General features: G+C 34.0%; 25 protein-coding genes. 18 read left to right on the top strand and 7 right to left on the bottom strand.

Annotated features, from left to right (window positions below; all coding sequences use genetic code 11):
* Positions 1-169: 169 nt before the first annotated feature.
* Complete coding sequence (locus L1276_RS03580; RefSeq protein WP_253785529.1) at positions 170-1,276, bottom strand: NADH:flavin oxidoreductase; 1,107 nt, start codon at positions 1,274-1,276, stop codon at positions 170-172.
* A gap of 6 nt (positions 1,277-1,282) precedes the next feature.
* Complete coding sequence (locus L1276_RS03575) at positions 1,283-1,585, bottom strand: helix-turn-helix transcriptional regulator (protein WP_012025367.1); 303 nt, start codon at positions 1,583-1,585, stop codon at positions 1,283-1,285.
* A gap of 208 nt (positions 1,586-1,793) precedes the next feature.
* Here L1276_RS03575 and L1276_RS03570 point away from each other — a divergent pair, with 208 nt between their 5' ends.
* Positions 1,794-2,288 carry a TlpA disulfide reductase family protein gene (locus L1276_RS03570; protein WP_253785527.1) on the top strand — a complete coding sequence of 165 codons (495 nt, stop codon included), beginning with the start codon at positions 1,794-1,796 and terminating at the stop codon, positions 2,286-2,288.
* Positions 2,289-2,358: 70 nt separating this feature from the next.
* The gene (locus L1276_RS03565; RefSeq protein ID WP_253785525.1) at positions 2,359-2,763 is read left to right on the top strand and encodes a lysozyme inhibitor LprI family protein; all 405 of its coding nucleotides are present in this window, start codon (positions 2,359-2,361) and stop codon (positions 2,761-2,763) included.
* Between the two features lie 129 nt (positions 2,764-2,892).
* On the opposite strand, the gene L1276_RS03560 is transcribed toward L1276_RS03565, so the two are convergent.
* On the bottom strand, positions 2,893-3,276 hold the full coding sequence (locus tag L1276_RS03560; protein WP_253785523.1) for a hypothetical protein: 384 nt from the start codon (positions 3,274-3,276) through the stop codon (positions 2,893-2,895).
* Positions 3,277-3,484: 208 nt separating this feature from the next.
* Between L1276_RS03560 and galA the strand changes: the two genes are divergently transcribed.
* The 4 genes from galA to L1276_RS03540 all read left to right on the top strand — a co-directional run bounded on the left by galA (position 3,485) and on the right by L1276_RS03540 (position 9,144).
* Positions 3,485-6,307: a beta-galactosidase GalA gene (gene galA / locus L1276_RS03555; RefSeq protein WP_253785522.1), complete on the top strand. Its 2,823-nt coding sequence runs from the start codon at positions 3,485-3,487 to the stop codon at positions 6,305-6,307.
* Positions 6,308-6,548: 241 nt separating this feature from the next.
* Positions 6,549-7,418, top strand: coding sequence for an AraC family transcriptional regulator (locus tag L1276_RS03550; RefSeq protein WP_253785519.1), 870 nt, complete (start codon positions 6,549-6,551; stop codon positions 7,416-7,418).
* A gap of 236 nt (positions 7,419-7,654) precedes the next feature.
* The gene (locus L1276_RS03545; protein ID WP_253785517.1) at positions 7,655-8,062 is read left to right on the top strand and encodes a cupin domain-containing protein; all 408 of its coding nucleotides are present in this window, start codon (positions 7,655-7,657) and stop codon (positions 8,060-8,062) included.
* Between the two features lie 98 nt (positions 8,063-8,160).
* A complete protein-coding gene (locus L1276_RS03540) occupies positions 8,161-9,144 on the top strand; it encodes an aldo/keto reductase (RefSeq protein WP_253785515.1) in 984 nt (327 codons plus the stop codon).
* Positions 9,145-9,300: 156 nt separating this feature from the next.
* Here the strand turns inward: L1276_RS03540 and L1276_RS03535 are convergent, their stop codons facing one another.
* Positions 9,301-9,888, bottom strand: coding sequence for a DUF4142 domain-containing protein (locus L1276_RS03535; protein WP_253785513.1), 588 nt, complete (start codon positions 9,886-9,888; stop codon positions 9,301-9,303).
* Positions 9,889-10,046: 158 nt separating this feature from the next.
* Here L1276_RS03535 and L1276_RS03530 point away from each other — a divergent pair, with 158 nt between their 5' ends.
* The 8 genes from L1276_RS03530 (at position 10,047) to L1276_RS03495 (ending at position 15,870) form a co-directional block, all read left to right on the top strand.
* Positions 10,047-11,096: a hypothetical protein gene (locus L1276_RS03530; RefSeq protein WP_253785511.1), complete on the top strand. Its 1,050-nt coding sequence runs from the start codon at positions 10,047-10,049 to the stop codon at positions 11,094-11,096.
* A gap of 30 nt (positions 11,097-11,126) precedes the next feature.
* On the top strand, positions 11,127-12,002 hold the full coding sequence (locus L1276_RS03525) for a hypothetical protein (protein WP_253785509.1): 876 nt from the start codon (positions 11,127-11,129) through the stop codon (positions 12,000-12,002).
* Between the two features lie 58 nt (positions 12,003-12,060).
* Entirely contained in the window at positions 12,061-12,462 is a 402-nt protein-coding gene (locus L1276_RS03520; RefSeq protein ID WP_253785506.1) for a hypothetical protein, read from the top strand.
* 340 nt (positions 12,463-12,802) lie between these two features.
* On the top strand, positions 12,803-13,042 hold the full coding sequence (locus L1276_RS03515; RefSeq protein WP_253785504.1) for a Rho termination factor: 240 nt from the start codon (positions 12,803-12,805) through the stop codon (positions 13,040-13,042).
* 138 nt (positions 13,043-13,180) lie between these two features.
* Complete coding sequence (locus L1276_RS03510; RefSeq protein ID WP_253785502.1) at positions 13,181-14,263, top strand: DNA topoisomerase IB; 1,083 nt, start codon at positions 13,181-13,183, stop codon at positions 14,261-14,263.
* An 89-nt stretch (positions 14,264-14,352) separates the two neighbouring features.
* Positions 14,353-14,514: a DUF1328 family protein gene (locus tag L1276_RS03505; protein WP_035644678.1), complete on the top strand. Its 162-nt coding sequence runs from the start codon at positions 14,353-14,355 to the stop codon at positions 14,512-14,514.
* A 91-nt stretch (positions 14,515-14,605) separates the two neighbouring features.
* Positions 14,606-15,253, top strand: coding sequence for a DUF5661 family protein (locus L1276_RS03500; RefSeq protein WP_253785500.1), 648 nt, complete (start codon positions 14,606-14,608; stop codon positions 15,251-15,253).
* A 206-nt stretch (positions 15,254-15,459) separates the two neighbouring features.
* Positions 15,460-15,870, top strand: a complete 411-nt coding sequence (locus tag L1276_RS03495; RefSeq protein WP_253785498.1) for a helix-turn-helix domain-containing protein — start codon at positions 15,460-15,462, stop codon at positions 15,868-15,870.
* 84 nt (positions 15,871-15,954) lie between these two features.
* Here the strand turns inward: L1276_RS03495 and L1276_RS03490 are convergent, their stop codons facing one another.
* Complete coding sequence (locus L1276_RS03490) at positions 15,955-16,497, bottom strand: hypothetical protein (protein WP_253785497.1); 543 nt, start codon at positions 16,495-16,497, stop codon at positions 15,955-15,957.
* Positions 16,498-16,683: 186 nt separating this feature from the next.
* Here L1276_RS03490 and L1276_RS03485 point away from each other — a divergent pair, with 186 nt between their 5' ends.
* The 3 genes from L1276_RS03485 (at position 16,684) to L1276_RS03475 (ending at position 18,779) form a co-directional block, all read left to right on the top strand.
* The gene (locus tag L1276_RS03485) at positions 16,684-17,265 is read left to right on the top strand and encodes a ferritin-like domain-containing protein (protein WP_253785495.1); all 582 of its coding nucleotides are present in this window, start codon (positions 16,684-16,686) and stop codon (positions 17,263-17,265) included.
* 75 nt (positions 17,266-17,340) lie between these two features.
* Positions 17,341-18,072 (top strand): DNA-formamidopyrimidine glycosylase family protein, encoded by a 732-nt coding sequence (locus tag L1276_RS03480; RefSeq protein WP_253785493.1) that lies wholly within the window; start codon positions 17,341-17,343, stop codon positions 18,070-18,072.
* Positions 18,069-18,779 carry a DUF72 domain-containing protein gene (locus L1276_RS03475; RefSeq protein WP_253785491.1) on the top strand — a complete coding sequence of 237 codons (711 nt, stop codon included), beginning with the start codon at positions 18,069-18,071 and terminating at the stop codon, positions 18,777-18,779. Before L1276_RS03480 ends, L1276_RS03475 begins: the two co-directional genes overlap by 4 nt.
* Before the next feature lie 131 nt (positions 18,780-18,910).
* Here the strand turns inward: L1276_RS03475 and L1276_RS03470 are convergent, their stop codons facing one another.
* The gene (locus L1276_RS03470; protein ID WP_253785489.1) at positions 18,911-19,411 is read right to left on the bottom strand and encodes a pyridoxamine 5'-phosphate oxidase family protein; all 501 of its coding nucleotides are present in this window, start codon (positions 19,409-19,411) and stop codon (positions 18,911-18,913) included.
* 210 nt (positions 19,412-19,621) lie between these two features.
* On the opposite strand from L1276_RS03470, the gene L1276_RS03465 reads away from it, so the two are divergent.
* The gene (locus L1276_RS03465) at positions 19,622-20,053 is read left to right on the top strand and encodes a response regulator (protein WP_253785487.1); all 432 of its coding nucleotides are present in this window, start codon (positions 19,622-19,624) and stop codon (positions 20,051-20,053) included.
* A gap of 61 nt (positions 20,054-20,114) precedes the next feature.
* Here L1276_RS03465 and L1276_RS03460 read toward each other — a convergent pair whose 3' ends face one another.
* Complete coding sequence (locus tag L1276_RS03460) at positions 20,115-23,321, bottom strand: PAS domain-containing protein (RefSeq protein WP_253785485.1); 3,207 nt, start codon at positions 23,319-23,321, stop codon at positions 20,115-20,117.
* Positions 23,322-23,482: the final 161 nt, after the last annotated feature.

Raw genomic sequence — 23,482 nt, 5'->3', positions numbered from 1 at the left:
AAACTGTTGTCTCTACAAACCTTTCTAAAATATTGTATTTCTTAATTCTGTTAGTTATGGTATTCAAAAATAAGGGATAAACAATTAAGTTTATCCCTTATTTTATTTCAAGTAAAGATAAAAAAACTTAGTCCCTCAGAATCTTAGAGTCTTAGTATCTTTAAAAAACTTATTCTAAAACTAAAGCTCCTAAAGCTTCTTTGCTAAAACCTTTTAACTGATCTGTTTTTCCTGCTTTAATTTTAGCAACCCAGTTAGGATCAGATAAAAGAGGCCTTCCAACAGCAACCAAATCAAAATCGCCTCTGTCGAAACGTCTGTTTAATTCCTCTAAAGAAGTTGGCTCAGAACTTTCTCCGGCAAAAGCACCAAAGAAATCACCAGAAAGTCCAACAGAGCCTACAGTAATTGTTGGCGCTCCGGTTACTTTTTTAGCCCAGCCTGCAAAATTCAAATCAGATTCTTCAAATTCCGGCTCCCAGAAACGACGCTGTGAAGCGTGAATAATATCGACACCAGCATCAACAAGAGGAGTAAGCCAGGCTTCTAATTCCTGCGGATTTTTTGCCAGTTTATAGTTGTAATCAGAAGGTTTAAATTGAGAAAAACGCATGATAACAGCAAAATCATTTCCTACTTGTTTTCTGATTTCTTTTATTACTTCAATAGCAAAACGATTACGCTCCGGCAATGTTTTTCCGCCGTAAATATCTTCACGTAAATTCGTTTCGGCTCTAAAGAACTGGTCAATTAAATAACCATGTGCACCGTGAATTTCGATAGTATCAAAACCTAATCTTTTAGCATCAGCGGCAGCTTTACCAAAAGCAAGAATAGTATCTTCAATATCTTTTTCAGACATAGCCACACCATTTCTAAAATCAGGACGGTTTAATCCAGACGGACCTTCAAACGGAACAGGCGGAACCCATCCAGAATGATGATTGTCCATAATTCCCATATGCCAGATCTGCGGTCCCATTTTTCCGCCCGCAGCGTGAACTTCTTCGATTACTTTTTTCCATCCGCTTAAAGCTAAATCTCCGTGAAAATGCGGTACATTAGCATCATTTGATGATGAAGGTCTGTCAATCACAGTTCCTTCAGATAATATTAAACCAACTTCGCCTTCAGCTCTTTTTTGGTAGTAAGCAGCTACTTCATCAGTTGGAACTCCGTTTGGAGAAAAAGAGCGCGTCATAGGCGCCATTACGATTCGGTTTTTCAGATTTAACGTTTTTAAGTTAAATGGCGAAAACAGGTTGTTTGTACTCATAGTAATTTACAAATTAGATTGAATTAATTTACTGAGTGCTTCAAAGGCACCTTCGTTGCGTTTATAGTAAGTCCATTGTCCAACACGTTTGGCTTCAATAAAACCGGCGCGTTGTAAAATAGACAAGTATTCAGATACGGTAGATTGTGTCAAACCGGCTTTGGCCTGAATTTGTCCCACGCAGACTCCGTGTTCAAATCCTCCATGTTCCAGCTGACCGGGAAAGTTTATTTCGGGTTCCTTTAACCATTCCAGCATTTGTAATCTGGATTTGTTAGAAAGGGCTTTAAAAATTTCTATATTTTCCATGGCACAAATATATCGACTTTTCCCGATATGCCAATTTAAAGAAATATTTTTAGGAAAATTTTATGACGGAGGAGGAGAATGTTGAATAAAATAATATAAGATTTAATAAAGAAATATATATTTGCTTATGTGTTAATCTCGTAATCCCGATTGCTATCGGGATTACGAGAAAAAAAACGGTCCCCAAAACAAATAAACTTAATCAATTATGAAAAAAACAGTACTTATTTTATCCTTTTTATGTTGTGTAGTAACCAGTTCAAAAGCGCAGGTTGTAGGAACTGACATTGGCGATATTGCGCCAGAAATTGATCTTCCAGATACAAAAGGTAACAATGTGGTGCTTTCGTCTTTAAGAGGTTCATTGACTTTAGTCGATTTTTGGGCATCTTGGTGCGGACCATGTATTAAAGAACAGCCAATGTTACAAAAGTTATATGCGGCTTATCCTGATAAATTTTCTATTTACAGCGTTTCAATGGATACTAAAAAGCCTTTGTGGGTAGCTGCAATTGCAAAAGGAAAATTGCCTTGGACACAGGTAAGTGATTTAAAATACTGGAAATCTCCTGTTGTGGGCGATTATATGCTTCAATCTGTTCCTTTGAACTTTTTAATAGATAAAAACGGAATTATTTTAGCCAAAAATATCCACGGAAAAGCTTTAGAAGATATGGTGAATAGTCTGCTTGCGATACAATAAAAATTTGTGTCAGGTTTTCTTTGTTTTAAGTTTCAAGTTTAAATTTCGCGAATATTTTAAAATATATACTATGATACAAAAAACTTTCTTTTTATTGTTTATACTCGTTTCGATACATTGTAATTCACAAACACTTGAAACGGTTTATAAGATGAAATCATCGTATCAAAGCTGCTTGAATAAAGGCGGCGATATGCGAAATTGTGCTGTTATATATTACAATCAATCAGATAGTCTGCTGAATGTTGTTTACAAAAATTTGAAGAACAAAATAAGTTCAAAAGAACAATCTAAATTGAAGAAAGAACAATTAGAATGGCTTAAAAAACGCGATCAATTCTTTGAAAAAGTATATTCTGATACTAAAAAAGAAGGTAATTTTAGAGAAGGAAGCAGTGATTTTGATATGATTGTTCTTGATCAGGAAGCGGCGTTTGTCTTTGGCAGGGTAAAAGAACTTATTAATAAAAGTTAGATTTTGTTTCAAGTTTCAAACCCGACAGGTTTTCAAATCTGTCGGGTTTACTTTAAGATAATCTGAAACCTGAAACAAAAAAAGTCCAAATCGTTTGAAGTGGACTTTAGATTAAATTTTAAAAATTAATTACTCGTTTTCTGTAGAATTTTTCTTTACACCGCCAAAACTCGTTTTCATCATTTCTCTAATTTGGAATTGTGTTTTATTTCTGGTTACGTTTTTCCATTCATCAAAGTCATAAATATGAATTTGATCGGCATACGGATTCGTTACAAAGAAAAGTCTTGATATAGAGAATTTATAATATTTTAATTCATGCGAAATGTGGCGGTCGGGTACGACAATAAGAATCGTATCCCAATCCAGAAAATTCTGCGGAACATCCTCTCTTTCTGTTAATCCAAGAGATTCAAAAAAGGCCAGTATCTTTTGATCATTATTCTTATCGATTTTTTCATCGATACGTTTAATGGTGCTAAGAAGCTTTTTTTCATCTTTAATAACACTCATATAATCTCTGTTTTTTAAATTTTTATATAAAATTACATCAAATCCAAATTATTTTGAAAACTATAGCCAATAGAATGATTCTAAATTTTTAAAGGGTGTTTTTAGACGGGTAATTGGAGGTTATTGTGCAGTTTTTGATAAAATACTATTAAAATTAACCGGTTTAATGGTTTATTTTTATCGTTCTAACTTTACCTAACCACTTTTTATGAAAAATGTTTTCTTCAAAAGAATAATTCTGTCTTTTTGTTTTTTGATTTCCTGTTTGGCATTCGCCCAAAACAAATCAGAAAGAGAATTGATTTTAACGGATAAAGACTGGCGTTTTTCGTTTGGTCATTTAAATGATACCGAAAAAGATTTTGGACACGCAACGGGTTATTTCTCCTATTTAACCAAAACTGGATTTGGCGATGGTCCGGCAGCAAAAGATTTTGATGACCGCGCCTGGCGAAAGTTAGATTTGCCGCACGATTGGGCAGTCGAGCAGGAGTTTAGGGAAAGCGGCAGTTTCAGCCACGGATTTAAAACAGCCGGAAAAGGTTTTCCGGAGAAAAGTATTGGCTGGTACCGAAAAAAAATCAATATTCCCGAAACAGACAATGGTAAGATTATCAGTTTAAAATTTGACGGCATTTTTAGAAACTCAAAAGTCTTTTTTAACGGCTATTATCTGGGAACAGAAGAAAGCGGTTACAACGGATTTGAATACGATGTTACGGCTTATGTAAATTATGGAGGCGAAAATGCGATTGTGGTTCGTGCCGACGCTTCGATGGAAGAAGGCTGGTTTTACGAAGGAGCCGGAATTTACAGACATGTTTATTTGCAGAAAACAAATCCAATTCATGTTAAAGCAAATGGAACTTATGTGACTTCAGAAATTACAGATAATAATGCTGAAATAACAGCCGAAGTTTCAATTGAAAATAAAGGAAATTATAAAGGTTCTGTTGAAATTATTCAGACTGTTTTTGATTCTTCGAATAAACAAATTACAAGTATTTCTGAAAATATTAAAGCTCCCGAATTTTATAAAACAGACACTCATACTTCAAAACTAAAAATAAATAAGCCGCTTTTATGGGATATTGATACACCCAATTTATATCGTTTGCTTACACAGATTAAGCAAAACGGAAAAATAATAGACAGTTATGAAACGCCTTTCGGAATAAGAACAATTAAGTTTGATCCTGAAAACGGCTTTTTTCTTAACGGAAAACCTTTAAAATTAAAAGGAACAAACAATCATCAGGATCATGCCGGAATTGGAACGGCGCTGCCAGATGAATTGCAGTATTTTAGAATTAAAAAGCTGAAAGAAATGGGGTCGAATGCATATCGCTGTTCGCATCATCCGCCAACGGCTGAACTGCTGAAAGCTTGTGATGAACTGGGAATGCTTGTAATTGACGAAACACGTTTAATGGGAATTAATGACTATCATTTGAATGATTTAAAGCGAATGATGGAGCGCGACCGAAACCATCCGAGTATTTTTTGCTGGTCTGTTGGAAATGAAGAATGGAATATTGAAGGCAATATTGTGGGAGAACGCATAACAAATGTAATGCAGGACTTTGCAAAAAGCATCGATTCGACAAGACCTGTAACAGTAGGAATCAGCAGCGGATTTAAAAGCGGGATTTCGTCTGTAGTTGAAATTATGGGTTATAATTATCTTGGAAACGGCGATATTGATGCACACCGAAATCAGTTCAAAAACCAACCTGGAATGGGAACGGAAGAAGGTTCGACTTTTGCAACGCGGGGTATTTATTTTACAGATGATGCCAAACATTACCAAAGCGCTTATGACCGAAAACCACGCCCAACTTTTTACAGTATTGAAGAAGGCTGGAAGTTTTATGCCGAAAGACCTTATCTGGCGGGAATGTTTATTTGGACAGGTTTTGATTATCGAGGAGAGCCAACGCCTTATGGCTGGCCGTCGGTAACTTCCTATTTCGGAATGATGGATGTCTGCGGTTTTGCTAAAGATAATGTGTTTTATTTAAAATCATGGTGGGGAAATCAGCCTGTTTTGCATATTATGCCGCATTGGAACTGGAGTGGGATGGAAGGAAAAGAAATGGATGTCTGGGTGCATTCCAACTGCGATGAAGTAGAGCTTTTTCTAAATAAGAAAAGTCTCGGCAAAAAGAAAATGGAACAAAACAGCCATTTAGAATGGAAAGTAAATTATACGCCGGGAACTCTGGAAGCTATTGGATACAAAAACGGCAAAAAAGTACTGGCCGAAATTCAGAAAACAACCAAAAAAGCAGAAAATATAAAACTTTCTGTCGATAAGGAAAACGTTCCAAATTCTAAAGTTTCGGTTGTAACCGTAGAAGTTACTGATAAAAACGGATTACATGTTCCAACTGCAAATGATGAAATTACCTTTTCTATAAAAGGCGGAAAGATTTTAGGTGTAGGAAACGGCGATCCAACTTCTTTAGAAAAAGATCAGTTTATTGATGCTGTTTCATTAGTTCAAATTATGAATTTTCAGGAACAAAAAAGATCGACGGCTAATTTGTCTCAGGAATTTCAAAATTATGCCGAAAACGACTGGAAGACAGCTTTTAAAGATCGGGATTATAAAAATCAGGCACCGTCATATGTTTATAAAGGAGAATTTGAGTTGAAAAATAATTTGGCTTCAAGTAAGGTGAGTTTCTTTTATAAAAAGATAGGTGTAGAGGCAGTAGTTTTTATTAACGGAAATAAAGTAAATCCTGGCGGTGAAGATTCTCAAAAATATGTTTTGGATTCCAGTATATTAAAAGAAGGAAAAAACACGATTTATATAGCCGCAACGCCTTTGCAAAAAGTAAAAGACTGGGATGTGCTGAATACAGATCCGGGAATTATCCAAATTATAACGCCATCAGAACCTTGGAAAAGAAAGCTTTTTAACGGTTATGCTCAAATCATTATTCAAAAAGAAGAAAATGCTAAAGAAGTTATTTTGTCTGCTTCGGCAAAAGGAATACGAGCAGGAAGTTTGACTTTAAAATAGTTTAACGCAGATTTTACAGATTTAAGCAGATTTGAAAAGACTTTTTTGACAATAGTATTAAAAATCAAAAATATTAATCTGCTTAAATCTGCAAAATCTAAGTGCAAAAAATACTTTTCGTCTCAGCGGCTTTGCGAGATTATTTTGTCCAGCTTCAAAAAAAACCTAGCGCTCGTTGCGGTTAAACCTAAAACCTGAAACAAAAAAAACAAATATTGTTTGATTTTCATAACTTTGCAAAATGAATAATCAAACAGAAACTCAGAATTGCGATTTTACTTCAGATTTAAAGCTGAAAGGTTTTAAAGTATATCAGATAAACGGAGACCAAAGTAAAATTCCGGTTTACAGCCGCAGGGATTTTTATAAAATCTGTATCAATACCAGTAAAAGCATTATACAATATGCAGACCGTGGAATAGAAACCGACGGAACGATTTTGTTTTTCGGTAACCCGATTATTCCGTATTCATGGGAAACTGTTTCAGAGAGTTATGAAGGTTATGCTTGTGTTTTTACCGAGGAATTCCTGAAAGCAAAAGACAGATCAGAAACGCTTCATGAATCGCCTTTGTTTAAAATAGGAGGAACGCCAATTTTTTCTTTAAATGCTGAACAAAAGGTTTTTGTAGATTCTTTGTTTCAAAAAATGATTAAAGAATACGAAACCGATTATGTTTTTAAAGATGATTTGATGCGCAGTTATGTCAACCTGATTATTCATGAATCAATGAAAATGCAGCCTTCTGAAAATTTCTTTAAACATAAAAATGCTTCGTCGAGAATTACCTCTTTGTTTTTAGAATTACTGGAAAGACAATTCCCGATAGAAACCAAAAACGAGCCTTTGGCACTAAAAACGCCTCAGGATTATGCACAAAGCCTTGCCGTACACGTAAACCACTTAAATCGCTCAGTAAAAGAAGTTACCGGAAAACCAACAACAGCTCACATTACAGAACGAGTTATTAACGAGGCAAAAGCATTGTTACAACACACAGACTGGAGTATTTCGGATATTGGGTATTCGCTTGGATTTGAATATCCGAGTTATTTTAATAATTACTTTAAAAGACTTACCGGAACAGTTCCAAAATCGCTTCGAATGTAAAATTGTTTCAATTTCATAATTTTTTGTTTGAATATTGTTATTTGCAGAATACATCCTTACATTAATTTTGCCTTGAAATTACAGTATTAATCATTTATCAGTTTTTAACAGACTAAATAAATACTTCATAAAGCGCATTCTAGCTTTTTAAATTTAGTTTCCTGATTCTGATAAATTTCACAACTTTAATACAATAGTTTTAAATAAAATCAATCTCAAAAAATAAACTAAATTTTATGTCGAAGAATTATTCAGCCGTTATCGAAGAAGGAAAAGTCCCGAGTACATATATGACGGGTGACGTTTCCTATAAAAAACAAAGCAGTGACATCCATCCGGAAAACACTGTAATTAAGGAAGTGACTTTTGAGCCTTGCTCAAGAAGTAATTGGCATAGTAACGCAGGTCTGCATTTGTTAATTGCTAAAGAAGGAATTGGTTATTATCAGGAAAGAGGAAACGCAGTTAGAATGCTTCAAAAAGATGAGGTAGTTACCATTTTGCCGGGAGTAGAACATTGGTATGGCGCAACGCCTTTTGAAAAGTTCTCTTACGTTGCTATTATCACAGAAATTGATAAAGGTCACGGAGTTTGGTTAGAAAAAGTAACCGATGGAGAGTATTTTCTATTAAGCAGTCATTAAATTTATTAAGGTTCAAAGAAGCAAAGGTTTATAGGACAAAGTGGAAAGCTTTGCACCTTTGCTTCTTTGCACCTCTGTACCTTATAAAAACACATACAATGAAAAAACGTATATTAGGAAACAGCGGTCTAGAAGTCTCTGCCATGGGACTTGGCTGTATGGGAATGAGTTTTGGCTACGGTCCGGCTCATGATAAAAAAGAAATGATAGATCTTTTACGTTCTGCGTATGAAAAAGGAATTACTTTTTTTGATACTGCCGAATGTTATGGACCATTTTTAAACGAAGAACTTTTAGGAGAAGCTTTGGCGCCATTTCGTGATAAGGTTGTAATTGCAACGAAGTTTGGTTTTTTAGAAGGCGATTCTAAAAAAGGACTGGACAGCCGTCCGGAATGGATTCGAAAAAGTATTGAAGGTTCATTAAAAAGATTGAATACTGACGTTATCGATTTGTATTATCAGCATCGTGTAGACCCGAATGTTCCAATTGAAGATGTTGCCGGAACCATTAAAGACCTTATTCAGGAAGGAAAAGTAAAACATTTTGGACTTTCAGAAGCTGGAGTAGAAAGTATTCGTCGTGCACACGCGGTTCAGCCTGTAACTGCATTGCAGAGTGAATATTCACTTTGGTGGAGAACCCCCGAAGAAGAAATCTTTCCAACATTAGAAGAATTAGGAATTGGATTTGTGCCTTTCAGTCCGTTAGGAAGAGGGTTTCTTACTGCAAAAATTGATGAAAATACTCAATTTGACAGTTCGGATTTTAGAAATACATTACCACGTTTTGCTCCTGAAGCCAGAAAAACAAATCAAGCCTTTGTTGATTTATTAGGAAAAATAGCTGCTGACAAAGGGGTTACAAATGCACAAATTGCATTGGCATGGAATACAGCTCAAAAACCTTGGATTGTGCCAATTCCGGGAACAACTAAATTACATCGTTTAGAAGAGAATCTTGGCGCATTAAATTTAGAACTTTCGGCTCAGGATCTTGCAGAAATCGATGAAGCAGCTTCAAAAATAACAATTGAAGGTTCAAGATATCCGGAACATTTGCAGAAAATAGCTGGAAAATAAATTTACTAAGGTTCAAAGAGGAAAAGGTTCAGAGAAACAAGGAAAAACTTTGAACCTTTGTATCTCTGAACCTCTGTACCTAAAAAAAAGAAACCCCTTAAGCAATTCAACTCTTAAGGGGTTTTTAAAAATAAATAATAACCAATTAAATTTATTTTACTTTTTGTCAAGGTTTTGTTTCAGCAATTTAGCATGTTCTAAATGTGAAGTTAAACCCGCAATATTGTTTGTTGCCCACAACTTTACATCTTCGTCGTGTGCATCTTTAGCCGCTTTTTGAAGTTTGTCAATTGCTTTTTGGTGGCCGTCGATCATCAAGTCGGCGAATTTTTTGTCAAAATCCAATCCTGATTTCTCGTTTAATTTTTTATATTCTTCCTGACCTTCTTCAGTTAGTGAAGTTGGCAGAGTAAAGTTTTTTGCTTTTGCTAAGGCACTAACTTCAGATGCCGATTTTGTATGCTCGTCAACCAGCATTTTTCCGAATTTTTTTACTTCCGGATCAGTTCCTTTTTGCTGCGCCAGTTTCCCGATTTCGATTTCAGCTAAATTAATTTCGGCCTGATCTACTAAGAATTCCGAATCATCTTCTTTGCTGTCAATAGAGTCAAATTTGGCTTCGTTAGCATCTTCAGCAACTTCTTTTGGATCTTCTTGTTTCGTTTCGTTTTTGCAAGACTGCAAGAATAAAATAATAAGTCCTGCTCCTAAAATTGCTTTACTGGCTAATAGTATCTTTTTCATGATTTAATAGTTTAAATGTTATGATGTAAAATTATTGAGAACTTACAGGAATGTCTTACAGGATTTTTAGAGATTGTTATATGATTTGGATGCAGATAATTTTCTTACTAATAATTTGAAATTTGTATGTTTGCTGCATCCTGATTATAAATATAGATATGAATTTATTCAAGCGGATTTTTGGAAATTCTAAAAAAGAATTAAAAAACGAAGATCAAACAAACAGTAATGAGTATAATGTGGTTTCTGATGTAAAAGAATCGGTACATGATTATTTAGGTAAAAATAATTTAGATTCTAATACTCCTGAATTGTTTAAAATTGAATTATACGATTCATTAAATAGGTATTATTCAACTCCGGATTTTAATCCTTCATTAAACTTGAAAGATGAAAATGGAATTACTTTTAAAGAGCATGAAGCATTTAATAGCACGTTTGAAGAATGGAAAGAAATAAGATCTGTTTGGGATAGAAGAAGTGTGCTGTTTTCTCTTTGGGACAGTTCAGAGATAAATAAAATTAATAAATGGCAAGTTATTGAAAGATTTGTAAAAGACAGATACGGACTTAAAGCTATTGATTTTCAAAAAAATAACATTGCCAGTACAGATTTTGAAAATATCAGATTATTGGTATCACTATCTAAACTTTATCGTGTTATGAATTCGTATGAAAACGCTTTACACTATGCGAAATATGCTTATGAATCAAGACCTGATATTGATATAATAAAAGTTGAATATGCAACGGTATTACATTTGTCAAGTAATGAAGACGATAAAGCTAAATCGCACGATTTAATGAATGAAGTTATTGAAAATAGAATTAAAGGAGATGAAAGGAACAATATTCCACTGCTCAATTATTTTGTTTTTTCAAAAGATTACATTGATTCTTCTGTCTTTGCGTCAATATTTCTTGCTGCTGGAAATTGTGATTTAGAAACTTGGGATAAGTTAGCAGAGGAATATTATTGGTGTCCAAATTTTAGATATGAACATGCCGCTTTTTTAAGTAAAAATGGTGAGTCACTGCGGGCAATTGCAAAATTGAATTCTCTAGCGAATGAATTTCCTTGGTTTACTAAAGGTGTATTAGCAAATATAGATGCTATAAAGCAATTTAGAAGTTTAAGCAATGATCCTGATTTTATGTCTAAAGAAATGGTTCAAATGGAAAAATATCTTTCAATGAGCAAAAAATAAATCTTCACTTTTTTGAACTAATAACGAAAAATGAAACAAAAAATAACCACAGTATTATTTCTTTTAATAACTGCATTCACATCAGCGCAAATAACATATTCAGGATTTATCGATAAATATCCTATTGAATTTGTAACCAATGTTTATTCAGATGGAGAAGGTAGAGCAATTTATACGTATTCGAATTTTGACACTCCTATTGTTTTAAACGCAAAACAAAAAGGAAATACTTTGGTTTTTACAGAAAAAGACAAAAATAATAAGCCAAGTGCTCAAATTACTTTTCAGAATTATAATTCAAAAAGCGATAAGTTAAAAGGTACCTGGAAAGATTTAAATTCAGGAAAAGAACTTCAAATTCAGCTTAATAAAACATTTGATGCTGGTTCTAAAGAAATGACGGAATGGAGCAATAAGGAAATTTTACAGCCGGTATCTTTTAAAGACAAATATTTTAAACTCGTTCTCTCTAAACAAAAAGATGATTATGAAGCGAAAGTAACAGCCGTAAAAATTCTTGAAAAAAAGACAGATAAATTACTTCAGACATTCAATGTCGAATGTCAGCTTTTAGGTTTAAATAATATAAATATCGAAGATTATAATTTTGACGGGATAGAAGATTTTTCTGTTTACGAAGCTGGCGCAGCAGGTCCAAACACTTCAAGTTTGTATTTTCTTTATAATCCCAAAACAGGGAAATATTTTGAAAGCAGTTTTACAGGAACTTCTTTAGAGTTCGACAGCAAAACCAAAAGAATTTACGAACGCAATCAATGTTGTGCCGGAAGCAGTGTAATTGAAGCAGAATATAAAGTGGTCAATAATAAAATGGTTTTAATAAAACAGACTTGTTTTAAATACGATCCCAAATTAAATGATTTAAAAAAGGTAAAGTGTGATTAACGGAATGATGTTTGTATATTTTGAGTTAACAACCCCTAAATAATCAGATTATATAAATATGAAAAAAAAATTAAAACTATTACCATTTTTATTTTTCATTCTATTTTTCACGAGCTGTGACCCAGCACAGGAGCTTAGATTTGTAAACAAAACTAATTCAGATGCTACGGTTAGAATTCTCTTAAAACCAAATGCGAAAAATTTTAGACTTGAAGAAGCAGCTGATAAAGGTTCTATAGTGTTTAATTTAAAAAAAGATTCAACTGCTTATATTTATTATGGAATAGGAGTGTGGTCGGGAAAAGATATTTTCGACTTTTCAAATTCTGCAAAATATATTGAGATCGATACCAAAGATATCAAAACTGTCTATAAGTCCGAAAAAGCAATGCAAGATATTTTAAGTGATAATGTAAAAGGTATATTAGTTAAAAATTTGATAGAAATAGATATTAAATAAAATTAAAAACGTCTTGTTTACTTGCTAAAGAAAACTATTTTAAAAAATATGAATTGAAAATCCCATTCGTTTTGCGAATGGGATTTTTGCTTTTTAAATCTTTCGTGTCATTTCGACGAAAGAGAAATCGCAAATTGATATCGACAACGATTGGCGATTCACTTTTGTGTAAATACTTGTGCGATTGCTTCTTCGTCGAAATAACAAGATTGTAAACAATCTACGATCTACACTTTTAATTATGAAAGTTATAACCAAAATTGTATAACAGAAAAATCCTTCTTTTTGAGGAATTTTGAAATACCAAACAAGATAAATCAATAATTAAAATTTTTAAGTCATGCCAGATCCAAGAATTAAAAATGAAGCCCAGTACGAAGCCCTTATAAATAAGGGATACAGTCAAGAAAAATCAGCACGTATTGCTAATGCGCCAGATTCAGGAGAAAAAGGCGGAAGAGCAAAGCCCTATGAAGAGTGGACAAAAGAAGAGCTTTATGAACAGGCCAGAAAAGTAGGGATTTCTGGACGTTCATACATGAACAAAAAAAGCCTGATTAAATCACTTCGAACTAATTAAAGAAATCCACTCCCTATAGTAATTGGCATTCGCAGATTCTCACAGATTATGTGGGGGCGAATATATGAGATAAGAAAAATCTTTTGAATCTGTGAATCCCAATGACAATTAGGAGTGGCAAAAAAACTTAAAACGACCATGAATACTGCCAGAACTCAAAAACTAATGAACCAGCTTATTAAAACACCACATTTGGTGTTAGAAAAGTTAGAATTAGTTTACGTAAACAATCAAAATTTACCTATTGAAAGATGTCAGGGAGATGATGGTTTTATTTATAAAAAAAACGGACGCTGTATAAAGCAGAAAAGCGAAATAAAGCGTTTTAACAGTTTAGTTTTACCGCCTGCCTGGGTAAATGTGAAGATTTCGGATTTATCAAACGGACATTTGCAAGCAGTAGGTTTGGACGTTAAAAACAGAAAACAATACCGATATCATCCAAAATGGAACTTAATTCGCAATCAAACCAAGTTTTATAAAATTGCAGAATTCGGACAAAAGCTTCCTTCTATACGAAAACAAGTTGATATCGATTTAGAACAAAAAGAATGGTCGAAAGAAAAAGTAGTTGCATTGGTAATTCGGTTAATGGAAGAAACCCATATCCGAATTGGAAATGAAAAATATGCAAAAGACAATAAATCATACGGACTTTCGACTTTACGAAAAAGACATATCAACATCAATAAAAATTCCCTTCGTTTTGAATTCATTGGAAAAAAAGGAAAACAGCACACGATTACTACCAGAAACAAACAATTAATAAAACTGGTAAGCCGATGCGAGGAAATTCCGGGTTGGGAAGTTTTTAAATATTACGACAAAAACGGCGAACGAAAGGTTTTAGACAGTCATATGGTCAACGAATATCTGCATAAAATTTCTGGCGAATATTTTAGTGCCAAAGATTTTAGAACCTGGGCCGCTTCAATTATATTCTTTGAAAATTTGATGGAACTTGGCGTTACATCTGACGAAAAAGAAATCAAAAGAAATATTGTTACAGCTTATGATGCCACTGCCGAAGCACTTGGAAACACCAGAAACGTCTGCAAGAATTATTACGTTCATCCGTTATTGGTTACCACTTACGAAGACGGTTCGATTGAGCAGTATTTCGATAAAGTTAAAAAAAGCCGAAGCAGTAAAAAATACTTTTCGCGAAGTGAAAGTGTTTTTGCAGAATTGATCGAAAATTATCAGGTTAATTTACTGTAATACAAAAATTTTAGAGTTAATGCATCTTCTTAAAAAGCATAAAATTTGAGTAACAAAACAAAATCGTTATTAACTAAAAACCTATTATTATGTTACGTTGGACAGTCATATTTATTATTCTGGCAATTATTGCAGGAATATTTGGTTTTGGTGGTATTGCCGCTGGAGCCGCTAGTATAGCAAAAATTTTATTTTTCATTTTCTTAGTGTTGTTTATTATCTCGCTCATCAGCGGACGTAGAAGTGTGTAACAATAAGAATTCAGTAAAATAAGAACGAAATTTAAAAACGACACATATATCTCGATAATGTGTCGTTTATCTTTTTAAAAAATATCAAATTATGGGAACTAAAAGCGGTGCTTATCAAGATGTTTACATCAAGAGAGAGGATGAAATGGTAAGTTTAAAAAATGATGTAACTGACTTTTGCGAAAAATACTTAAAACCTGTGCATCCTGAAAACTGGGATTGGTCGACTCGGGATTTCGAAAATCCTGAAAACGATCCTACAATTGCCGAAGCAAGGGCAATAGGAAATGTGGTGTATAAAGATTTACTAGATACTAAACACACGCAGGTAGATCTTTCGACGATGAATAATGTCGAAGCCATTAAAGCGTATTTAAATCCTAATAGCAAATATGCCGATTTTAACATGGAAGAATTTGCTTTTGCTTTAAAAGTTGAATTAGAACACGGCAAGATAAAAGATGTAAACGTAACCAACAACCATCCGTTTTTAACTGCAATGATTGCATTGGCACACATGACCGAAAGTTTAACGTATTACAAACGTCTGAAAGTAATGGAAGCCGAAGGTGAAATTTACGAAATTATGAGAAAAATCGAAAACTCGACATCAGGAAAAGAAGAGTGGTATATAGAATTAGGCAAAGCCGAAAAAGAATTAACCGAAGCCAGAACCGGACTAGTAGAACGTCTGCAAAAAATGGATGATATTCCGGTGTTAGAAAAAATTGGTGATTAGATTTCTAAATCGCATAAAAAAGCCGTTAAGTTTCAATTCTTAACGGCTTTTTTATTTTTACTCAATTTGTCTGAAAAATTGTATTTTTGCCTATAATGTAAATTTACACATTCTGGAAGCGAGGGCATTTTATCAGTATCGTACATTAAAAATCTTGTATCATACATATTTTTTATTTTCTTACTTCAAATTATTATCTTTGAACTATGAGCACACTAACAAGACCAAACCATATAGGGCGAAAAATAAGCCGTCTTCGTGAACTAAAAGACATGAAGCAAGAAGCTCTAGCACAAGCTTTAGGAACCAGTCAGCAAACGGTTTCTGCAATTGAAAACAGCGAGACAGTTGATGAAGAAAAATTGATTGAAATTGCAAAAGTTTTGGGCTTGAGCGTTGAAGCAATTAAAAATTTCTCTGAAGAAGCGGTGTTTACTTATTTTAATACTTTTTACGATAATAGTCAAGGAACAGTTGGGAACTACAATACTTGCAATTTTAATCCGCTTGATAAATTAATGGAATCAGTAGAACAAAATAAAAGTTTATACGAACGTTTATTAGAATCTGAAAAAGAGAAAATATCTTATTTAGAAAAATTATTAAATTCAAAATAGATTTTTGTGTTTTGAATTCAAATCCATAAAAAAGCCGTTAAGTTTCAATTCTTAACGGCTTTTTTATTCCAGTTTCCCGAAAAATTATAATCTTCTTTTGTCTTCTTCAGTATAATCCTCGTCTTCCTGAACATCATCTTCAACATAATCATTGCTTTCTTCTTCTTCGTCGTCATCATCAATGTCTTCAAGATCATCTTCAGTTTCTGTAAAGTCATTTTCAAAAGTATCAGACGGATTATCGAATTCATCATTTTCTAAATCCTCGTCCAGTTCTTCTTCAATATATTCCTCTTCATCTTCGTCGTCAATGTCATTTTCATCTTCCAGAACAACTTCATAAATCGTGTCATTGTTGTCTTCAAGATCACGGTCTTTATGGAAGTCATCATCTAAATCATCCAAATCATCGTCGTAGAGACCCGATCTCTCATCGGGATTAGGTTTGTTAGGATTGTGGCCATTTCGCACCGTAAATCCACGCTCAGCATCTTCTGCGCGGCTGCTTTGAGTTTCCTGAGTGTTTAAATCATAAAGTTCCTCGTTCATAACCGTATTTCTGTCTTCAGTATTTGGGTTTCCCGGATCTTTAGGAAAAGGGCTGTTTTTTTTATCTGTAGTATTCATGATATTGAGTTTTACTATTTCTATATTACAAAGCTAGGTATGAATTTAATGGGGTTCTTTATAGAATTATTTAATGCAATTGTATAATTAACAGATGTTTAGAATACAAGTTAATTAAAAAATAATATAACCGTTTCGAAACCTATCGCAGTAATTTTGGAATATTAATCACTAAAAATTAGTACCATGAAAACTACAGATAGTAAAAAAGAGACCACACCGAAACAAACGGTAAAAAGAGGAGTTACAAAACCAAAGTCAAATGCAGCAGCAGGCTTAACAGAATTATTTGAAGACAGTTTAAAAGATATTTACTGGGCAGAGAAAGCGTTGACAAAAGCATTGCCGGCAATGGCTAAAAATGCTACTTCAAAAGAACTGATAGATGCTATCAATAACCATTTAACCGAAACAGAAGAACACGTAACACGTTTAGAGAAAGTTTTTGAACTTATAGGCAAAAAAGCAACCGCTAAAAAATGCGATGCCATGGAAGGTTTAATTGAAGAAGGAAAAGGAATTCTTGAAGAAACTGAAATTGGCGTTGTTCGTGATGCCGGAATTATTGCCGCAAGCCAAAAAATCGAACATTATGAAATCGCTACGTACGGAACTTTAAGACAGTTTGCTGAAACTCTGGGTTTAGAAGAAGTGGCAACTTTGTTAGAGCAAACACTTGATGAAGAAAAAGGAGCTGATAAACTGCTGACAGAAGTTGCGGTAAATGCCGTAAATCTTGAAGCTGCCGAAGTAGAAATGGAAGAATAACAAAGCCATTAGTATATCAAAAGTGCAGTTTTTAAGACTGCACTTTTTTTTCATTAAAAATTTAAAACTAAAGTTATGCCCGAAGGTCCGTCAATATTGATTTTAAAAGAAGAAGTACAGCAATTTGCTGGTAAAACGGTAATTGAAGTGTATGGAAATTCAAGTATCGATTTTGACCGGTTAAAGGATAAAACTATTTTGTCTTTTAAAACCTGGGGAAAACACTTTTTAATTTGCTTTGAAGATTTTACAGTTAAGATTCATTTAATGATGTTTGGAACGTACCGAATTAACGAGCAGAAAGAAAACGCACCAAGGTTGCATTTAGGTTTTTCGAACGGAGAAATCAATTTTTATACCTGTTTGGTTAAAATTTTAGAAGGTCCTGTAAATCAATATTACGATTGGAGCGAAGATGTTTTAAATGAAAACTGGAATCCTAAAAAAGCAAAAATAAGTCTGGATAAAATTCCAGGCGAAAAAATATGCGATGCGATTTTAGATCAAAATATATTTTCGGGAGTAGGGAATATTATCAAAAATGAAGTTTTGTACCGATGTTTTATTCACCCCGAATCTTTGGTTGGAAAAATTCCGCATGAGAAGATCGACGAACTTATAGCTGAATGTTCAATTTACAGTTTCGAATTTTTGTATTGGAAAAAGAAATTCGAACTCAAAAAACATTGGCTGGCATATTCTCAAAAAGAATGCAAAAGATGCAATTTACCTCTAATTAAAAAACCTACAGGCAAGAAAAACCGTCGAAGTTTTTTCTGTACAAACTGCCAGCAGCTTCACTCATGAAAAATAAAATTTTAATAGGATGTTCGAGCTACAACAATCGGTATTGGAAGGGAATTTTCTATCCTGACAATGTGACAGTTGCAGGTATGTTCGGGTTTTATAGCCAGCACTTTAGCACGTATGAGTTCAATGGAAGCTTTTATAGGTTTCCAACGCTGAAAGTTTTTACAAATTGGTACAATAAAGCGCCCGAAGACTTCCTTTTTTCCGTAAAAGCACCTAAAGATATTACGCATATCAAACAATTTATAGACTGCGAAAATCTCCTTTCAGAATTTTATAATGTCTGTAAAATGGGTTTAAAAGAAAAGCTGGCTTGTGTATTATTTCAGTTTCCACCCAGTTATCAATTTACTTTAGAAAGATTAAATCGCATTATTAAAAATTTAGATTTAAGTTTTCAAAATGTAATTGAATTTCGCCATGAATCCTGGTGGAATAATGACGTTTGGAATGCTTTTTTAGAAAATAATATCACATTTTGCAGTGTAAGCCACCCGCAATTACCGCAGACTATCTTTAAAAATTTCCCCCTTATTTATATTCGTTTACACGGAGTTCCCAAAATGTTTTACTCCAGTTATCCACTTCAAGAATTACTTAATATAAGATATGAAACTCATTCAAAATCAGGATTTATATATTTTAATAACACCGCTGGTGAAGCAGGAATTTTAAATGCTTTAGAGCTGAAGAATTTGATTTGATTAAGTTTTAATTTAACCGCAGAGAGCGCAAAGAAAAACGCAAAGCACACAAAGAGATTTAATCTTTGCTAACCTTGCGTTTTTCTTTGCGCTCTTGCGGTAAAAACTCTTGTGGTTGAATATAAAAAAAACTAAAGTTTTAAAGTTCCTTCAATCCCGTCATCCATTGTTTTGCCGGTTACAAGGGCAGTAGCCATTTTTGCTATGGCAACCATTTTGCCGTGTTTGTTATTCCAGTAATAACCGTCTTCAGGAGTGAAAGTGATTACGCTCAAATTTGGATCATCTTCACCGCCCGGCATCCAGACTTTTATAATAGGATCGTATAATTCTTTAATTGTTTCCCTGTCGTACGAAATCGTTGCGGTTCCGTGCAGTGTAAGGAATTTATCGTGCGGTTCAGAAAAGAATATCTCAACCTGCGGGTTTAGGGTAATTTCGGCATTCTGGCTGCTGTTACGGTCTGATAAAAACCAAAGACGTCCTAAATCGTCGATTTTTTGAACAGACATTGGTCTTGATTGCAGTCTGTCGCTGTTGTAAGTGCAAAACATACAGGTTTTTATGTTCTCTGCCAAATCCTTGATTTTATTGACAGCAAATTCTTCAGTAAGGTTTTTATGATCTCCCATGGCTTTATCGTTTTAAATTTTATAATTATTATTTGTGTTTACGGAAACACGTAAAACAAAGTTGAGGTTTTTATAACCGTCTCAATTATAGAATTATATTTTAAAATTATTATATTTCAATTAATTATTTTTGTCAGAATTTTTAAACAAATTATTTTATTTTGCTAATTTTAATTATCTTTGGAGAAATAGATTTATCTCCAAGAATATATGAAAAACTTTACCATTTTTTATACTGATGATGATGAAGATGATTTGAGCATTTTTACCGATGCCGTCGAATCATTGTCAAAAGATATAAACCTCCAGACTTACTCAGGAGGGGAAAAATTATTGAATGCCATTTATCATCCGCCTCCAGTTCCCAGTGTTATTTTTTTAGATTTAAATATGCCCGGAAAAAATGGTTTTGATGTTTTAAATGAACTTAAAGGTTCTAAGGAAAACAGCGATATTCCGGTGATTATTTTTTCCACATCAAATGAGCCGAGTATTATTGAAAAATGCCTCAATTTAGGCGCTAATTATTTCATTACAAAGCCAATTTTAATGAAAGATATTGTAAAGTCCATAGAGCATTCCCTGACCATAAACTGGAAAGAGTTTGTGCCTGATAGAAAGACCTTTGTATATAAAATGTGATTACATTTTTTTGATGTAGAAGAACACCAAACTTATTTATTAAATGAGCTTGGTGTTTTTTTTATAGTTCCGGCAGATAGATTTTAAAAGTTGCTCCCTGACCTTTTTCGCTGTGCGCTTTAATAACTCCTTTGTGATTTTCGACAATCTTTTTTACAATTGCCAATCCAATTCCTGTTCCCGAAAACTCGCTCTCCGTGTTTAAACGCTGAAAAACCTCAAAGATGCGTTCCTTGTATTCATCATCAAAACCAATTCCGTTATCTGAAATCTTTAAGCAGAAATAGATTTTGTTAGGATAATCAACTTTAAAATTCAGTTTGTGTCCCACAACACGGTGGGCTTTAATTTGAATGTGCGGTGGAATTTCTTTGCGTGAAAATTTTAAAGCATTTCCAATTAGATTATGAAGTAATTGTCTAAATTGAAACAACATAACCGTTTCTTCTCCCAAAGGATGAAGATCTATAACGGCTTTCTTTTCTTCGATGCGTTCAGAAAAATCCATTAGAACTTCTTCTACAATTTCATCCAGGTTTGTTTTTATGAAAACTCTTTCGGCAGAATTGGTTCTGGAGTAGGTAAGAAGGTCTTGTATAAGCGTCTGCATTCTCTTTGCCGAAATTTCAATCCGCTCTAAATAAGATTTGGCTTTCGCCGAAATATTCTGCTCATCTAACTCTGCCAAACGGCTTGCAAAAGTCTGAATTTTTCGAAGCGGTTCCTGTAAATCGTGGCTTGAAATATAGGCAAAAGACTGAAGCTCAATATTCATATTAATCAAATCCCTGTTTTTAAGTTCAAGCTCTTCGGTACGATCATGAACCTGTTTTGCCAGCATATCTGTAAAATCTCTTTGATTCTGAATATCAGTACTTGTACCTACCCACATTTGAATCTTTCCTTCAGTATTTCGCTGTGGAATAGCGCGGCTTAATTGCCAGCGGTATTCTCCATCATGACGTCGGAACCGGTTTTCAAATAAATACTCTTCACCGGTTTTTATAGATTCCATCCAGCGGTTCACATTGGCCTCGCGGTCATCTGGATGAATAAACTGAAGCCAGCCGTTTTTATCGACATCATCTTTAGAAATTCCTGTAAAATCATACAGCGACTGATTAAAATAATCTACATTTCCCATACCATCGCTTGTCCATACAAACTGTGGCATAGAATCGGCAAGAACCCTGAATTTTTCTTCGCTTTTCATTAAAATCTCATGCCTGTTCTTTTCGTCTGTTACGTCCATAACAGTTCCCAGCATTTTAACCGGATTTTTTAATTCATCAAAGAAAATTTTACCATGAACTCGTATCCAGCAAGTCGATTGGTCTGGTTTAAGAACACGCGCTTCATATTTGTAAATAGTAGTTTTTAAAGCCGTTTTATATGCGTTTTCCAATATAGGCAGATCTGCAATATAAACCCGGTCTAAAACCTGCTGGCGTGAAATTTTTAAATCTTTTTTTAAACCAAAAAGCTCCGGAAGATTGTCAGAATAAAATAATTTCTGAGTATGAATATTTAAATCCCAGGTAGCAATTTCGGCAATTTCAGAGGCTAATCGTGCTCTCTCTTCGGCATCTTCTACTTTTTTTCGGGCTTCTACTTTCTCCGTCACATCGTTTACTGTAATCATAATCGACGATATTTCGCCATTTTTTTCAAAAAGTGGAGTATATTGATAATCGAGATAATATTTCTGTAATCGGCCTTTTATATCAATATAAACAATAGCTTCGTTTTCACGGATTGTTTTTCCATTGTACAGTACTTCATCCAGCAACTCCGGAAACTTTTGATTTAAAAGCTCCGGAAACACCTCTAGAGCAGGTTTGCCAATAACTTCATCTGTCTTTTTCTGCCATATCTCCTCGAGCATAGCCGTATTGGCCAGTTCGATAATGTAATCCTCACCCTTAAAAATAGTCATAGGAATTGGGGACTGCATCACCAGATTTCGGAATGCTTTTTCGCTTTCTGTCAAAAAATACCTTGCTTTTACAGAATCAGTAACTTCATAACCTACCACAATAATGCCTGTAACTTCATTCTTTTCCTCGCGTAAAGGATGAAAAACCAAGTTAAAATAACAATCCTCCTGTTTTCCAAAACGATTTAAAGTAATCCGAAGTTCATTTGTAAAATAAGGAATCCCGTCTTCATAAACCTGCGTAAGTAAAGGACGAATTGTTTTTTCGGCTTCAGGAATCGATTCAAAAACTGACTTATAAAGTGTTTCTTTTTCGGTTTTATCAATGATTTGCAAGTAAGTTGCATTAATCATATCCACAATTAAATCGGCTCCTTTTAGAATAGCAATGCCAAGTGGAGCCTGCTCCACAATATTCTTAAATCTTTTTTCACTTTCTTCAATAATATTACGTGCGTTAACCTGCAGAGTTACGTCATGAGCAATGGCGACAATGCCTGTTATTTTTCCGTCGGGTTCTTTTAAAGCTTCGTAAACCACATTAATGAACGTGTCGACCACTTTACCGTTTCGGGTTAATTTTACAGGAAGTTCGTTGGCTGTAAATCTTTCTCCCGTAACATACACCTGTAATAAAATATCTTCCAAACCTCGTCCGGCGGCCTCAGGAAGCGATTTAAAAATAGGCTTATTGAGAACTTCGTGTTCTTTTCTTTCCCAAATTTCAAGCATGAGTTCGTTAGCAATTTCTACTACAAATTCCTCCCCTCTAAAAATGCACATGGCATTTGGTGCCTGTAGTATATTGTCTCTGTAACGCTGACTGTTTTCTTCTAAATTTTTTCGAATGCTGACTTTATCCGTCGTTTCATTACAAATTACCAGAACTCCTGCTATGTTTCCGTCGTCATTTTTAACCGGACTGTAACTGAAAGTCCAGTAAACATCTTCGATTTTTCCGTTTCTGTAAATTGGTAAAAACAGATCTTCGTGCCAGGTTGCTTCGCCTTCAGTTAAAACCTGATCGATTAACGGACCTATAAAATGCCATATTTCGGGCCAGTAATCTGCGCCTTTTTGTCCTAATATATCAGGATGCTTTCCGTCATTACCCAAGCTTGGGCGATAAGCATCATTGTAAAAGCAAATATGATCTGGTCCCCAAAATAAAAACATGGGAAATTTTGAATTTAGCAGTATTCCTAAAGTAGTGCAAAGACTCTGCGGCCATGTTTCAATAGCGCCAACAGAAGTTTTACTCCAGTCTTTTGCACGTGTTAATGCGCCCATTTCGCCTCCTTTAGCAAGGAAATTGTGATTTGAATTGTTCATTAAAAATTGCTCTTTCTTGAGTTAAAACAATAAAATTTACGTAATAAATATAGTACTTTTTGCTCCATGTAACGAAGCGGTTTTAAAATTAATGAAAAATAAATTTTGATTTCTGCCGATTTTTTGAATGAGCTAATATTAAAATCTATTGAGTTAATTTT

Source organism: Flavobacterium sp. HSC-32F16 (assembly GCF_024171645.1).
Classification (GTDB): domain Bacteria; phylum Bacteroidota; class Bacteroidia; order Flavobacteriales; family Flavobacteriaceae; genus Flavobacterium.
This window is presented reverse-complemented; position numbering and strand designations above follow the sequence as displayed.

What these genes read in the sequence shown, in the direction of transcription:
- L1276_RS03520 (WP_253785506.1), top strand. Translation starts at nt 12,061, where the DNA reads ATGAAAAAAAAATTAAAACTATTACCATTTTTATTTTTCATTCTATTT.
- galA (WP_253785522.1), top strand. Translation starts at nt 3,485, where the DNA reads ATGAAAAATGTTTTCTTCAAAAGAATAATTCTGTCTTTTTGTTTTTTG.
- L1276_RS03475 (WP_253785491.1), top strand. Translation starts at nt 18,069, where the DNA reads ATGAAAAATAAAATTTTAATAGGATGTTCGAGCTACAACAATCGGTAT.
- L1276_RS03540 (WP_253785515.1), top strand. Translation starts at nt 8,161, where the DNA reads ATGAAAAAACGTATATTAGGAAACAGCGGTCTAGAAGTCTCTGCCATG.
- L1276_RS03570 (WP_253785527.1), top strand. Translation starts at nt 1,794, where the DNA reads ATGAAAAAAACAGTACTTATTTTATCCTTTTTATGTTGTGTAGTAACC.
- L1276_RS03535 (WP_253785513.1), bottom strand. Translation starts at nt 9,888, where the DNA reads ATGAAAAAGATACTATTAGCCAGTAAAGCAATTTTAGGAGCAGGACTT.
- L1276_RS03465 (WP_253785487.1), top strand. Translation starts at nt 19,622, where the DNA reads ATGAAAAACTTTACCATTTTTTATACTGATGATGATGAAGATGATTTG.
- L1276_RS03495 (WP_253785498.1), top strand. Translation starts at nt 15,460, where the DNA reads ATGAGCACACTAACAAGACCAAACCATATAGGGCGAAAAATAAGCCGT.
- L1276_RS03505 (WP_035644678.1), top strand. Translation starts at nt 14,353, where the DNA reads ATGTTACGTTGGACAGTCATATTTATTATTCTGGCAATTATTGCAGGA.
- L1276_RS03530 (WP_253785511.1), top strand. Translation starts at nt 10,047, where the DNA reads ATGAATTTATTCAAGCGGATTTTTGGAAATTCTAAAAAAGAATTAAAA.
- L1276_RS03460 (WP_253785485.1), bottom strand. Translation starts at nt 23,321, where the DNA reads ATGAACAATTCAAATCACAATTTCCTTGCTAAAGGAGGCGAAATGGGC.
- L1276_RS03560 (WP_253785523.1), bottom strand. Translation starts at nt 3,276, where the DNA reads ATGAGTGTTATTAAAGATGAAAAAAAGCTTCTTAGCACCATTAAACGT.
- L1276_RS03480 (WP_253785493.1), top strand. Translation starts at nt 17,341, where the DNA reads ATGCCCGAAGGTCCGTCAATATTGATTTTAAAAGAAGAAGTACAGCAA.
- L1276_RS03515 (WP_253785504.1), top strand. Translation starts at nt 12,803, where the DNA reads ATGCCAGATCCAAGAATTAAAAATGAAGCCCAGTACGAAGCCCTTATA.
- L1276_RS03580 (WP_253785529.1), bottom strand. Translation starts at nt 1,276, where the DNA reads ATGAGTACAAACAACCTGTTTTCGCCATTTAACTTAAAAACGTTAAAT.
- L1276_RS03550 (WP_253785519.1), top strand. Translation starts at nt 6,549, where the DNA reads ATGAATAATCAAACAGAAACTCAGAATTGCGATTTTACTTCAGATTTA.
- L1276_RS03485 (WP_253785495.1), top strand. Translation starts at nt 16,684, where the DNA reads ATGAAAACTACAGATAGTAAAAAAGAGACCACACCGAAACAAACGGTA.
- L1276_RS03545 (WP_253785517.1), top strand. Translation starts at nt 7,655, where the DNA reads ATGTCGAAGAATTATTCAGCCGTTATCGAAGAAGGAAAAGTCCCGAGT.
- L1276_RS03525 (WP_253785509.1), top strand. Translation starts at nt 11,127, where the DNA reads ATGAAACAAAAAATAACCACAGTATTATTTCTTTTAATAACTGCATTC.
- L1276_RS03470 (WP_253785489.1), bottom strand. Translation starts at nt 19,411, where the DNA reads ATGGGAGATCATAAAAACCTTACTGAAGAATTTGCTGTCAATAAAATC.
- L1276_RS03565 (WP_253785525.1), top strand. Translation starts at nt 2,359, where the DNA reads ATGATACAAAAAACTTTCTTTTTATTGTTTATACTCGTTTCGATACAT.
- L1276_RS03510 (WP_253785502.1), top strand. Translation starts at nt 13,181, where the DNA reads ATGAATACTGCCAGAACTCAAAAACTAATGAACCAGCTTATTAAAACA.
- L1276_RS03500 (WP_253785500.1), top strand. Translation starts at nt 14,606, where the DNA reads ATGGGAACTAAAAGCGGTGCTTATCAAGATGTTTACATCAAGAGAGAG.
- L1276_RS03490 (WP_253785497.1), bottom strand. Translation starts at nt 16,497, where the DNA reads ATGAATACTACAGATAAAAAAAACAGCCCTTTTCCTAAAGATCCGGGA.
- L1276_RS03575 (WP_012025367.1), bottom strand. Translation starts at nt 1,585, where the DNA reads ATGGAAAATATAGAAATTTTTAAAGCCCTTTCTAACAAATCCAGATTA.